At 64.0% G+C, this 11,980-nt stretch carries 12 protein-coding genes; 4 read left to right on the top strand and 8 right to left on the bottom strand.

The window, feature by feature from the left end; genetic code table 11:
* Nucleotides 1-311 precede the first annotated feature (311 nt).
* The 6 genes from gatB to RDW26_RS03250 form a co-directional block, all read right to left on the bottom strand.
* Nucleotides 312-1,889: an Asp-tRNA(Asn)/Glu-tRNA(Gln) amidotransferase subunit GatB gene (gene gatB / locus RDW26_RS03275; protein WP_307982505.1), complete on the bottom strand. Its 1,578-nt coding sequence runs from the start codon at nt 1,887-1,889 to the stop codon at nt 312-314.
* A complete protein-coding gene (gene gatA, locus RDW26_RS03270; RefSeq protein ID WP_307982504.1) occupies nt 1,889-3,376 on the bottom strand; it encodes an Asp-tRNA(Asn)/Glu-tRNA(Gln) amidotransferase subunit GatA in 1,488 nt (495 codons plus the stop codon). The genes gatB and gatA overlap by 1 nt, the downstream gene beginning before the upstream one ends.
* On the bottom strand, nt 3,376-3,687 hold the full coding sequence (gene gatC / locus RDW26_RS03265; RefSeq protein WP_042436539.1) for an Asp-tRNA(Asn)/Glu-tRNA(Gln) amidotransferase subunit GatC: 312 nt from the start codon (nt 3,685-3,687) through the stop codon (nt 3,376-3,378). Before gatC ends, gatA begins: the two co-directional genes overlap by 1 nt.
* A gap of 343 nt (nt 3,688-4,030) precedes the next feature.
* Entirely contained in the window at nt 4,031-4,339 is a 309-nt protein-coding gene (locus RDW26_RS03260) for a hypothetical protein (RefSeq protein WP_307982503.1), read from the bottom strand.
* A complete protein-coding gene (locus tag RDW26_RS03255; RefSeq protein WP_302798738.1) occupies nt 4,336-4,602 on the bottom strand; it encodes a hypothetical protein in 267 nt (88 codons plus the stop codon). The genes RDW26_RS03260 and RDW26_RS03255 overlap by 4 nt, the downstream gene beginning before the upstream one ends.
* Nucleotides 4,603-4,911: 309 nt before the next feature.
* A complete protein-coding gene (locus tag RDW26_RS03250) occupies nt 4,912-6,306 on the bottom strand; it encodes a molybdopterin-binding protein (protein ID WP_307982502.1) in 1,395 nt (464 codons plus the stop codon).
* Nucleotides 6,307-6,646: 340 nt separating this feature from the next.
* Here RDW26_RS03250 and RDW26_RS03245 point away from each other — a divergent pair, with 340 nt between their 5' ends.
* From RDW26_RS03245 to panD, 4 genes are all read left to right on the top strand, one after another.
* On the top strand, nt 6,647-7,579 hold the full coding sequence (locus RDW26_RS03245; protein WP_307982501.1) for a DUF2520 domain-containing protein: 933 nt from the start codon (nt 6,647-6,649) through the stop codon (nt 7,577-7,579).
* Between the two features lie 18 nt (nt 7,580-7,597).
* Complete coding sequence (panB, locus tag RDW26_RS03240; RefSeq protein WP_298629465.1) at nt 7,598-8,425, top strand: 3-methyl-2-oxobutanoate hydroxymethyltransferase; 828 nt, start codon at nt 7,598-7,600, stop codon at nt 8,423-8,425.
* 237 nt (nt 8,426-8,662) lie between these two features.
* Entirely contained in the window at nt 8,663-9,511 is an 849-nt protein-coding gene (gene panC, locus RDW26_RS03235) for a pantoate--beta-alanine ligase (RefSeq protein ID WP_307982500.1), read from the top strand.
* A gap of 36 nt (nt 9,512-9,547) precedes the next feature.
* A complete protein-coding gene (panD, locus tag RDW26_RS03230) occupies nt 9,548-9,943 on the top strand; it encodes an aspartate 1-decarboxylase (protein WP_114620913.1) in 396 nt (131 codons plus the stop codon).
* A 215-nt stretch (nt 9,944-10,158) separates the two neighbouring features.
* Here the strand turns inward: panD and RDW26_RS03225 are convergent, their stop codons facing one another.
* Together RDW26_RS03225 and RDW26_RS03220 are read right to left on the bottom strand one after the other, a co-directional pair.
* Nucleotides 10,159-10,692: an adenine phosphoribosyltransferase gene (locus RDW26_RS03225; RefSeq protein WP_298629471.1), complete on the bottom strand. Its 534-nt coding sequence runs from the start codon at nt 10,690-10,692 to the stop codon at nt 10,159-10,161.
* Between the two features lie 92 nt (nt 10,693-10,784).
* Nucleotides 10,785-11,972: a tetratricopeptide repeat protein gene (locus RDW26_RS03220; protein WP_298629473.1), complete on the bottom strand. Its 1,188-nt coding sequence runs from the start codon at nt 11,970-11,972 to the stop codon at nt 10,785-10,787.
* Nucleotides 11,973-11,980: the final 8 nt, after the last annotated feature.

Raw genomic sequence — 11,980 nt, 5'->3', positions numbered from 1 at the left:
GCGCAAGCTGCGCCTTGCAGCTTGCCGGCGCACGCTACACGCAGGATGCAAACAATCGCTGCGCCCCACGGCTTGCAGGCCGCGCACTGCGAGCCCTCTGCGTTTGCTAGCGCTGCGCCTTGCAGCTTGCCGGCGCGCTCAAACCGCGCGCCGCAACTGCCAACGGTACACTCTGACCATGTCTGTGTGAGTCGATTCACTTACTCCGAATCGACCCACGCGCATCATCGCTCGCATTGCTTGCACGTCCTATAACGCACGAGGAGCCGCTCATCAGCGGCCCCTCGTTTACGTTTGCGATTGCGTTTACGCTATTCTGCCAGCTTCTTCGCCAACAGCTGGTTGATGATCTTCGGATTGCCCTGGCCGCGCATCTCCTTCATGCACTGACCCACGAAGAACCCGATGACCTTCGTATTGCCTTCCTTGTAGCGGGCAACCTCGTCGGGGTTCGCCGCGATGATGGCATCCACAACGGCCTCGATGGCGCCGGTGTCCGACACCTGCTTCATGCCGCGCTCCTCGACGATGGCCGAGGGATCCTTGTCCTCGTCCATGATGGCGGAAAACACTTGCTTGGCCTGCTTGGACGAGATGGCGTCCTCGGCGAGCAGCTTCACCAGCTCCACCGCACGGGCGGGCGTGAGCGGGCTTTGCGCAAGGTCAGCATCCTCGCTGGCGTTGAGCCATGCGGTGACGTCGTTGATGGTCAGGTTGGCAACAGGCTTCGCCAGCTTGGCGGCATCCTTGCCCGCAACCTCCATGCACGCCTCGAAGAAATCGGCCGTAGCGCGATGATCAACCAGATGGCGAGCATCGTAGGCGGACAGGCCGAACTCATCGGCGAAGCGGGCGGCCTTCTGGTCGGGCAGCTCGGGCAGCTTGACGCGGACGCCTTCGATGAACTCGTCGGAAAGGTCGTAGGGCGCCAAGTCGGGCTCGGGGAACAGGCGGTAGTCGTCAGCGGTTTCCTTCACGCGCATGACGATGGTGTGCTTCATGGTGGGGTCCCAATGGCGGGTCTCCTGATAGATCTGACCGCCCTCTTCCAGAACCTCGGCCTGACGGCAGATCTCATAGGCCAAGCCATCGTGCAGGTTCTTGAAGGAGTTCATGTTCTTCAGCTCGGTCTTCACGCCCAGCTTCGTGGAGCCGCGGCGACGCAGGCTGACGTTGCCGTCGCAGCGCATGGAGCCTTCCTCCATGGAGCAGTCGGAGATGCCGATGGCCAGATAGATCTGACGCAGCTTCTGCATGAACAGGCGCGCCTCCTCAGGCGTGCGCAGGTCGGGCTCGGTGACCAACTCGATGAGCGGCGTGCCGGCGCGGTTGTAGTCCACCAGCGAATGCGTGGCGCCCGCGATACGGCCCTCGTCGCCACCGATGTGGATCATCTTGCCGGCGTCTTCCTCCATATGGATGCGCGTGATGCCAACGTGCGCCGTGTAGCCGGAATCGGTGACGGTGACGTTCTCGCAGGTCTCGCCCGGCTTCAGGCCGGCGATATCGCCGCGCTCCTTGGCTGCCGGACCGTCGACATCCAGATCGAGATGTCCGCGCATGCAGAACGCGACCGGACCCTGCGTGGTCTGGAAGTTCTTAGCCATGTCGGGGTACATGTAGTTCTTACGGTAGAACATGCTGTGCTTCTCGATATCGCAGTTCGTGGCCAGGCCGGCAAGCACGATGGACTCGATAGCAGCCTTGTTCGGCACGGGCAGAGCACCCGGAAGACCCAGGCACACCGGGCAGGTGTGCGTGTTCGGATCGGCGCCGAACTCAAGCTTGCAGCCGCAGAACATCTTCGTGTTCAACGTGGTCAGCTCGGCGTGGATCTCCAAGCCGATGACCGCCTCCCAATCCTTGAGGACTTCTTCAAGCTTACGCATTACTCAATCACCTTCCCGTCGGCGAAGTTCGGGGCCACGGGGGCCTTGCCGTAGGCGGCCTCGAGCGCCATGGCGGCGCGGAACATGTTCTCGTCCTTGAACTGCGGGGCGATCAGCTGCACGCCCACGGGCATGCCGCTTTGCGCACCCAAACCGCACGGCACGCTCATGCCGCCGTTGCCGGCGATGTTGATGGAGATGGTGAACACGTCGGACAGGTACATGGTTGCCGGATCGGCGATCTCACCGAACTTGAACGCCGTAGCCGGGGCCGTGGGCGCCAAGATGACGTCGCACTGCTCGTAGGCGTTGCGGTAGTCCTGCGTGATGAGCGTACGGACCTGCTGGGCCGGATAGTAGTACTGCTCGTACACGCCGGCGGAAAGCAGGTAGCTGCCCAGCATGATGCGGCGCTTCGCCTCTTCGCCGAAACCATGGGCTCGGCTTGCCTCGTACTGGCTGCCCAGGTCCTTGTGGCCTTCCTCGCAGTAGCCGTAGCGCACGCTGTCGAAGCGGGCCAGGTTGGAGAACGCCTCGCACGGACCCAACACGTAGTAGGCGCTGATGGCGGCATCGATATGCGGCAGGTCGACCTCGACGATGGTGGCGCCGGCAGCCTCGAGCTTGGCAGCGGCCTCGGACACGCGCTCCGAAACCTCGGAGGACAGGCCCTTAGCGCCCATGAAGCTGCGGACCACGCCGATGCGCATGCCTGCAACGTCTTGCTGGCATGCGGCGCGGAAACCGGCCTTCACGTCCTGCGACGTGCAGTCCAGGGGGTCATGGCCGCACAGGGCGTCCATCGCGGCAGCGGCGTCCTCGACGCTGCGGGCGAACGGGCCGACCTGGTCGAGCGAACTGCCGAAGGCCACGACGCCGTAACGGCTGACCGTGCCGTACGTGGGCTTCACGCCCACGATGCCGCAGAAGCTGGCGGGCTGGCGGATGGAGCCGCCCGTGTCGGAGCCCAGCGTGACGCACGCCATGCCCGCGGCGACCGCCGCCGCAGAGCCGCCCGAGCTGCCGCCCGGAACACGACCCAGATCCCACGGGTTGCGCGTGGGGCCGAACGCGGAGGACTCGGTGGTGGAACCGAACGCGAACTCGTCCATGTTCAGCTTGCCCAGCGGCAGACCACCGGCGTCGATGATGCGCTGCACGCACGTTGCGGTGTACGGGGACACGTAGTTTTCCAGCATGCGGGAGGAGCAGGTGGTGTGCGTGCCCGTCATGTTCATGTTGTCCTTGAACGCCACCGGCACGCCGGCCAGCGGGCCGAGCGTATCGAACGTGCCGTCGGCGATTGCCTGATCAACGCGCTGCGCGGCGGCCATGGCGGCCTCGGAGGTGACCTCCAGGAACGCATGCACCTGAGAATCGGCCTGCGCGATGCGGTCGAGGCTTGCCTGCGCGACCTCGCAGGCGGTGAACTGCTTGGACGCCAGACCCTCGCGGATCTGCGCGATGCCCATATCGGAGATGGCCATTACGCATCGCCCCCTTCGCCCAGGATGGACGGGATCAAGAAGCTGCCGTCCTGCTGCTTCGGCGCGTTCTCAAGCGCAACCTGCTGCGTGAACGATTCGGTTTCCACGTCCTCGCGCATGACGTTGGACAGGCTTCCGATGGGATGGAACGTAGGCTCCACGCCCTCGAGGTCCAGCTGCTTGATGGACTGCAGCGTTTCAATGATGTTGTTCAGATCGACCGTCATCTCGGAGAGCTCCTCCCCGGAAAGGCCGATGCGCGCGTATTCCGCGATTCCGCGGACCTCGCGCTCGGTAAGGTATTGGGTCATTGGTTTCTTTCCTTTCGATTCCAACGCACGTGTTAGCGGCTACGCTGCAAAACGACGACCACCCCACATCCGATTGCCGCCACCGCAATCGCGACGCCTGCGGACGCGCCCGGGGAAGCCACCGCAATCGCGACACTTGCGGACGCGCCCGGGGGAAGCCGACACGATGGCGACACCCGCGGACACGCCGGGAAAGCCGGCGCAACCCAGCTCCACGCACGCTGAAAGCGGTTAGACCGTTAACTTGGCTATGATAGCAAACAAGCCCGCCCATCAGGCCGCGAACCCTCAGGCGACAGCGATTCGATAGACACGGAACCCAGCCCCATCGCGACGCTGACCGCTACGCGATGCCAGCAAGCTTCAAGTCCTCATCTACCAGATGGCGAAGATATTCCGACCGCTTCATTCCCAGCTGCGCCGCACGAATATCAATGAGCAGGATTTTATTCACCGGCTCCTTAAACCCCACCTGCTTCATTTCCTCATCGAACATAAGAGGGCGGCCGGGACCGTAACCCGGCGCATATACAACAGGACCGCTGGGCTCGCCATGGAAAACGCCCGCCGTTGCATCAGCTTCCATCTTGTCGAGTTGTTCAGGAGTGTATCCGAACCGCTTTTCAACTTCTTCAGCAGTTACCACCGTCATCGCTTCCTCCTTACAAGCCCCAGTTCCTTTAAGACCTTTTCAGTAGGCGGCTTCATCGCATGATAGACAAGGACACCTTGCCATTTCAGCGAGGCAACCAATTCGATGGCCTCGCCCTTTGCCGAAAGGCCGATTGCGACGATCGTTTCCTCGCATGGTGCCGTTCTGAGTCTCATGGCCACGATGCTGTTCCATACTTGCAAGATCTCATCGCTTGTGACGCCATGCTTGAAAGCATGCGCATCTATCTGTACGTCATCCATTAATTCCTCGAATTTCGTACAACGATATTCTAACAGGCTTTACCTGCGAAAACTATCGTTGCATTCCGTGGTTTCGAGGATCTTACAGAAGAGGAAAGGGCATCCCGGAAACGGATGCCGGCCACGACATTCCCGCAGGCACAACGCCCGAAGGGGAAAGCATCTGCACTGGCTCATGTGATGCAAGGATTCTAGCACACGCACAGATGTTCGTGCAAGCGAAAGCAGAACGTATTTTCGCTCTTACATGCGCGGGCGGCCACACGCCATGCGTGGCCGCCCGCTGCTCAGGTTGCTAGTTGCCGGCCTCTACCTCCACTCTGCCCAGATCACATCGCCGGGCTTGGGGGCCTCGATGCCCGGACCGTTGGGCAACATGTAATAGGCGTTGGCCTCGAAGCTCTCCGGGCTGCCGGGGCGCCCGGGCACGGGCCAAGCGCGCAGCGTGCCGTCCTCGGCATGCTCGGCGCGCAGCAGCTTGATGCCGAAGAACTCGGGCTCGCCGGGCTTGTGCGCCGGATGCTCCGCGGGCCTGTCCTCGCCGCGGACCGGGCCGCCATGCCCCTTCGGACCGTGCCCACCCGCCGGGAACGCCTCAGCCAGCACCATGGGCGTGCGCGGCACCTCGGGATCCAGGCCCGAGAACGCGCGCATGAGCGGACGCAGGTAGAAGTTCAGCGTGAACGACGCACCGGCGCTGGGGCCCGAGATGCCCACAATGGGCGTGCCGTCGACGATTGCAAAGCTGGAATGGTGCCCCGGGCCGTGGTTCGTCTGATGGCAGATCATCTGCCCCATCTGCTCCATGACCTCGCAAGACCAGTCGTCGCTTCCCTTCGAGGACCCGGCGTTGAGCACCACGATGTCGGCCTGCTCGACGGCTTGCGCGATGGCCTCCTCGATGGCGTCGCGGCGGTCGGGAACGATATCGAACGGGACGAAACGCCCGCCCCACTGCTCGCATTTCGCCTTCACGAGCACGCTGTTCGTCTCGAAGTTGCGCCCGCGGGCGGCGAAGGATGCGGCACGCTCGGGGTCGAAGGGCACGCCGGGGGCCACCAGCTCGTTGCCCGTGGGGATGAACGCCACGCGCGGGCGGCGCACCACCGGCACCGACCCGTTGTTGCCCGAACCCATGCGAGCCGCCAGGTCGGGCGTGATCAGCTTGCCGGCGCGGCCCAGCACGTCGCCGCGACGCATGGTGCTGCCCACCGGACGCGTGCCCGCGCCGGGCTTCGACGGCGCCGCGTCGATGGCCACATGCTGCTCATCTGCGGAAACCTGCGCATGCTCGATGACGATGGCCGTGTCGAACCCTTCCGGCATGGCAACACCGGTGTTGGCGAACTCCCAGTCCCGGCCGCGCACCCACGCGCTGGTGTCGGGCACTTCGCCATCTGCCAGGTCGGCAAAATCGGACCAGTGCAGCGCGATGGAATCCATGGCGCAGGTGAGCGCGCTGGGCATGTCGTTCACGGCGCATACGTCATACGCCAGCACGCGCCCTACCGATTCCGCCAGGGAAACGCGCTCCACCAGCTTGCGCGCAACCTCACGCGCATGGAATTTCCCGGCATCGGCGCCTTTTGCCTGCGCCTGCACGCCGCGCCAGCCGAAACCCTCCGGCAGCGCGTCCAACGCCGCCAACGTCGCCGCAACCGCCTCCTCGCGCGACAGCTGTATATGTTGCGAATGGTCCCTCATGGCCGCCTCTTTCCCTGATGCTCAGCGCGAAGCCGGCACATTGCGCGCACGCAACCCGCCACCCGGCACCCGACCGCCCGGATGACGACGAGACGCAGCGCGCGTCACCTGCCTACGCCGAGAGCTTGCCTTCGGCAAGCTATTCTCGGTTGAATACAACCCGAACTATAGTCCAACTTCATGCGTTTGCGTGCCTTTCATTTGGATTCGGAATCGAATGCCCACGATGCTTGCATCGGCGCTTCGCCACGGCGTATACTGCCCCCTCGTAAAGGAGCGCGGGTGACCCGGAACAAGTCCAGGCATCCAGCCTCGCAGCAAAGAAACGAAAGGCACTGACGTGACCGCATCGGTTGGTTCGTGCCCCGCAGAACGTGACGCGCGCTTGCGCGTGGGGTTCGTGGGAGCCGGCAAAATCGGGTTCGCCCTGGGAACGCATCTGTTCGAACACGGTTCGAAGGTCTCAGGCTATGCAAGCCGCACGCAAAAGGCGGCGCTTTGGGCATCGCAGTGCACGCATTCCGTTTCCTTTTCCTCGCTGCAAGCGCTTCTTGATTCCACGGACCTCATCTTCATAACCGTGCCCGATGGCGCCATCGCCGAAGCGGCAGGCCAGCTGGCCGACGCCGCGGCGAGCACGCCGGCAGGCGGCCTTTCCGGAAAACTGGTGTGCCACGCAAGCGGCGCGCTGACCTCCGAAGAGCTCGACGCATGCCGAAAAGCCGGGGCAGCCTGCGCGAGCGTTCACCCGCTGTGCGCCGTGCCCGACGTCCCGACCAGCGCCGATGCGCCCGATCGCCTTGCCGGCATGTTCTTCACGCTTGAAGGCGACCAGGCCGCGGTCGACGCGGCGGGCGCGCTGCTGGATGCGGCGGGCAATCCGCACTGCACCATCGCGGCCGACGCAAAGGTGCGCTACCACGCCGCGGCGGTGTTCCTGAGCAATCTGGTGTGCGGCCTTGCCTCCGAGGGGTTGGGCATCTTGGAGGGCTGCGGGTTCACGCCCGAGCAGGCCCTGCAGGCAGCCGGCCCCCTGTTCACCGGCAATTGCGCCGCCATCGCGCAAAAGGGCCCGCAAAACGCCCTGTCCGGCCCTATCGAGCGCAACGACCTTGAAACGGTGCGCAAGCATCTGGCCGCATTGGACGGGCAGGCGCGCGAAACCTACGCCACGCTGTCGCTTTCCGTTTGCGAACTTGCTGCGCGGCGCCACCCCGAGCGCGATCACGCCCCGATGAGGAATCTGCTGGAATCAGCACAAACCCGCAGGTAAAGCGAAGGAGAAAGACCCATGAAGAACACCGTGGCAACGTTCGCCCAGGCCAAGGCCGAGGGCCGCAAGCTCGCCATGCTCACGGCCTATGACTATTCCACCGCCAAGCTCGAGGACGAGGCCGGCATCGACGGCATCCTCATCGGCGACTCGCTGGGCAACGTGGTGCTCGGTTACGAGGACACCCTGTCCGTGACCGTTGAGGACATGATCCACCACAGCGCCGCCGTCGCCCGCGGCGCCAAGAACGCGCTGATCGTCTGCGACATGCCGTTTCTGTCCTACGAGGTCAGCGTGCCCGACGCCGTTCGCAACGCCGGCCGCCTGCTCAAGGAAGGCCGCGCGAACTGCGTGAAGCTGGAAGGCGGCGAAGAGGTGTGCCCGCAGGTTGCCGCCATGGTGGCCGCCGGCATCCCCGTCATGGGGCACCTGGGCCTGACGCCGCAGTCCATCAACGCGTTCGGCGGCTTCAAGGTGCAGGGCAAAAGCGAGGCAGCTGCCCGCAAGCTGATTTCCGACGCGAAGGCGCTCGAGGCCGCCGGCGCGTTCGCCATCGTGCTCGAGGCCGTGCCCGCCAAGCTTGCCGCCCTGGTCACCAAGGAAGTGGGCGTCCCCACCATCGGCATCGGCGCCGGCGCCGGCTGCGACGGCCAGATCCTCGTCTACCAGGACATGCTGGGCATGTTCAGCGACTTCTGCCCGAAGTTCGTCAAGCGCTTCGCAAACGTGGGCGAGGCCATGCGCGACGGCTTCGCCAGCTACATCAGCGAGGTGCGCGAGGGTTCCTTCCCCTCCGCCGAGCACACGTTCAAGATCGACGACGAAGTGCTCGAGAAGCTGTACTAGCCATAACCGGCGGGCGCGGCGCGGCCGAGATGCCCCGCCGCGCCCGCCTTCCCAAACGATTCGCAGACACCCTGCATCCCGCGGCGCGACGAACGCCGACGCGGCCGGATGCGCCGCGAGTCGTTCAGGGCCCTAACACGACAGGCCGCGCGTCGAAGCGCCCAGATGTGCTGCGTCCACGGCACCTCGACTCCCGCCGTCTCACGATTTACCGAACCCGAAAGGAAACCTACTAAGATGCTTACCGTTGCCACTACCCCTGAACAGGCTAAACAGGTTATCAGCGAGTGGAAGACGCAGGGCCTGACCGTGGGCCTCGTGCCCACCATGGGCTACCTGCACGAGGGCCACGAGAGCCTGATCAAGCGCGCCGTCGCCGAGAACGACCGCGTCATGGTCAGCGTGTTCGTCAACCCCATCCAGTTCGCCCCGGGCGAGGACCTGGAAACCTACCCGCGCGATTTCGAGGCCGACAAGCGCCTGATCGAGGGAGCCGGCGCCACGCTGGCGTTCCATCCCGAGCCCGCCGACCTGTACTTCCCCGATGCGTGCACCTACGTCAACGTCGAGGGCATCACCGCCGAGCTGTGCGGCAAGACGCGCCCGACGCACTTCCGCGGCGTGTGCACCGTAGTTAACAAGCTGATGAACATCTCCCAGGCCGACCGCGCCTACTTCGGCCAGAAGGACGCCCAGCAGCTGGCCGTCATCCGCCGCATGGTGCGCGACCTGAACATGAACGTGCAGGTTGTGGGCTGCCCCATCGTGCGCGAGGAGGACGGTCTGGCGAAAAGCTCGCGCAACACCTACCTGTCCGCTGAAGAGCGCGCAGCCGCGCTCGTGCTCTCGCGCGCCGTGGCCGAGGGCCAGCGCCTGATGGAAGCCGGCGAGCGCTCCGCCGCCACGGTGCTCGACGCCATGAAGCAGCTTATCGAGGCCGAGCCCCTGGCGCGCATCGACTACGTCGAGATGGTGTCGTGGGACGGCATCAAGCCCGTCGAGACCGTCCATGGCCCGGTTCTGGTGGCCATGGCCGTCTACATCGGCAAGACGCGCCTTATCGACAACTTCATCTTCGGCGAATAACTTCGATTTTCAAAACCTACGAAAGGACCAACAACCGTGTTCTCTACCATGCTGAAGGGCAAGATCCACCGCGCCACCGTCGTCCAGGCCGAGCTTGACTACGTGGGCAGCATCACCGTCGACGAGGACCTGATGGATGCCGCGGGCATCCGCGAGTACGAGCAGGTGCAGATTGTCGACGTGAACAACGGCCAGCGTTTCGAGACCTATGTCATCGCAGGTCAGCGCGGCAGCGGCATGATCTGCCTCAACGGCGCCGCCGCTCGCTGCGTCTCGGTGGGCGACAAGGTGATCATCATGTGCTACGCCCTGATGACCCCCGAGGAAGCCGATGCGAACCCGCCGCGCGTGGTGTTCGTCGACGACGACAACCGCCCCGAGCGCATCACGCGCTACGAGCGCCATGGCCGACTGGAGGACATGGATCGCTAGCGCGCCGACAGAATCGGGCGCTTAGCGCTACGTCCCCGAAGCGGTCCGCGCAAAGCGCACGGACCGCCAGCGTGCTTTGACGGAATGACAGTCAGGGTTACGTCGCCAAAGCGGCTCGAAGCTCAAGGACGAAGGCGCCGGAAACAAACAGAGGCCGGGATGCGCAGAGCAACTGCGCATCCCGGCCTCTTGCTTTGTTGAAACGGTGCTAGCTTTTAGCGCACCTGCACAAGGGAGAAGACCTCGGCATCGGTGACCTTGGCGATGGCCTGGCGCGGATTCAAGAACGCCAGCTCCATGAGGAAGCCCATGCCCGCCAGCGAGGCGCCGAACTGCTTGATAAGCTTGGCCTGCGCCTCGGCGGTGCCGCCCGTGGCAACCAGGTCGTCCACAATCAGCACCACGTCTTCAGGGTCGATGGCGTCGGCGTGGATCTGCAGCTCGTCGCTTCCGTACTCCAAGTCATAGCTTTCGCTGCGCACCTCGCGCGGCAGCTTGCCCGGCTTGCGAGCGGGCACGAAGCCGGCATGCAGACGATACGCAACTGGCGCGCCGATCATAAAGCCTCGGGCCTCGGCGCCGACAACCTTGGTCACGCCCGCATCCTTAAAGTGCTCGGCGATGGCATCGATGGTGGCCTCGAAGCCGTCCGGGTCCTTCAACAACGTGGTGATGTCCTTGAACACCACGCCCGGCTTCGGATAATCGACGATGTCGGTGATGTGGCCTTCGAAATCGAACGACGACATGGCGGTCCTTTCCTAGAATATGCAACCTGGTCATTGTAGCGCCACCGGGCACGTCCGACGCCGCCGTGCGCCGAAATCGGACGCTTCCGGCGTTAATGCCCACGAACCCACATGTTCGCCACGCCGAAACGCTGCAGCTCCTCGAACAGAAACGGCAGGTAATACGGCCACGCGCCGGAACCTTTGCTGGAAAAGCCCTGCACATCGCTGAGCACCTCGACGCTCCACTCCAAGCTATCGTCCTGAGCGGTATACGGCTGATAGGCCTCCTCCCATGAGGCAAGCTCGAAGCCGAGCAGCTGCCCGCGCAATGCGGCGGCGTCCTCAGGGTCCAGCTGCAAAAACTCGCGCTGCCCCATCACGCCCAGCTCCTGCTCGAGCGCTGCGCCCAGCTCATCGAACGTGATGCGCACAGTGCTGCGATTCTCCACAGAGCCGCGCATCGCCAGGTTGAACTCCACCATGCGCGCGCAACGCAAAACCTCGAAACGCCGGTCCACGCGCATGCCCTCATCCACATCGTGCTGGCCCACGATAAGCTGCTCGCCCGAACGGGCTCGGTAACACCCCGCCGGGACCAGCGAGTCGCCATCGATGCGAAAAATGCCGTCGACATCGAACTTCGCACCCGAGGGCAGCGGCTTCCATTGCGCGTACGAGTCGGAACGCTCGCCAAGGCGCTGCAATGCGCGGTGGCATTTCTCCAGGTTGCCGCGGTAATAGTCGAACCCATCGTCAAGAGCTGCCTCGAAATTCGCCGCAGCCTGCACGTAATACGCCTGCGCCAGCGCATAATCCCGTGCACAGCCGCGCCCGTATTCGAAACAACCCCCGAGCCTAAAGGCCGAGCTTCCCAGCCAATCGGGCTCGTTGCGGCCCTGGGCAAGCCGATGCGCCTTGCCGTACAGCGCAAACGCCTGGATATCTGCAGCCGATTCATCCGCAACGTCGATATTACGCCAATACAGCATGTCGCCGAGCTTGTACAGCGCCTCCGGATGTTCGCAAAACGCCGCCTGCTCGAACAGCTCCAGTGCCTGCTCAGCATCCTCCTCGCCCAAACGACCGTATTCGTAGATGTAGCCAAGGTTCACCGCGGCTTGAGGATTGCCAAAGCTCAGGCTTTTCTCATAGAACTGTCGCGCCGCCTCGAAGCACCGCTTGTCATCGGAGGCAAGCCCGTCGTTGTAAAACCGCGCGCCGATATCCAACGACAAGCCGCCGCGTTGCTGGCTGTCGCGCGCTTCGTCGTATGAGGGGTCAAGATTGCGTAGGTCCATGTGGTTCC

This window comes from uncultured Senegalimassilia sp. (assembly GCF_902464545.1).
Classification (GTDB): Bacteria; Actinomycetota; Coriobacteriia; order Coriobacteriales; family Eggerthellaceae; genus Senegalimassilia.
The sequence above is the reverse complement of the archived record's forward strand: the minus strand, read 5'-3'. Positions and strand labels throughout refer to the sequence as shown.

What these genes read in the sequence shown, in the direction of transcription:
- panC (WP_307982500.1), top strand. Translation starts at nt 8,663, where the DNA reads ATGCTTACCGTTGCCACTACCCCTGAACAGGCTAAACAGGTTATCAGC.
- RDW26_RS03250 (WP_307982502.1), bottom strand. Translation starts at nt 6,306, where the DNA reads ATGAGGGACCATTCGCAACATATACAGCTGTCGCGCGAGGAGGCGGTT.
- RDW26_RS03220 (WP_298629473.1), bottom strand. Translation starts at nt 11,972, where the DNA reads ATGGACCTACGCAATCTTGACCCCTCATACGACGAAGCGCGCGACAGC.
- RDW26_RS03260 (WP_307982503.1), bottom strand. Translation starts at nt 4,339, where the DNA reads ATGACGGTGGTAACTGCTGAAGAAGTTGAAAAGCGGTTCGGATACACT.
- gatA (WP_307982504.1), bottom strand. Translation starts at nt 3,376, where the DNA reads ATGGCCATCTCCGATATGGGCATCGCGCAGATCCGCGAGGGTCTGGCG.
- panB (WP_298629465.1), top strand. Translation starts at nt 7,598, where the DNA reads ATGAAGAACACCGTGGCAACGTTCGCCCAGGCCAAGGCCGAGGGCCGC.
- gatC (WP_042436539.1), bottom strand. Translation starts at nt 3,687, where the DNA reads ATGACCCAATACCTTACCGAGCGCGAGGTCCGCGGAATCGCGGAATAC.
- gatB (WP_307982505.1), bottom strand. Translation starts at nt 1,889, where the DNA reads ATGCGTAAGCTTGAAGAAGTCCTCAAGGATTGGGAGGCGGTCATCGGC.
- RDW26_RS03255 (WP_302798738.1), bottom strand. Translation starts at nt 4,602, where the DNA reads ATGGATGACGTACAGATAGATGCGCATGCTTTCAAGCATGGCGTCACA.
- RDW26_RS03225 (WP_298629471.1), bottom strand. Translation starts at nt 10,692, where the DNA reads ATGTCGTCGTTCGATTTCGAAGGCCACATCACCGACATCGTCGATTAT.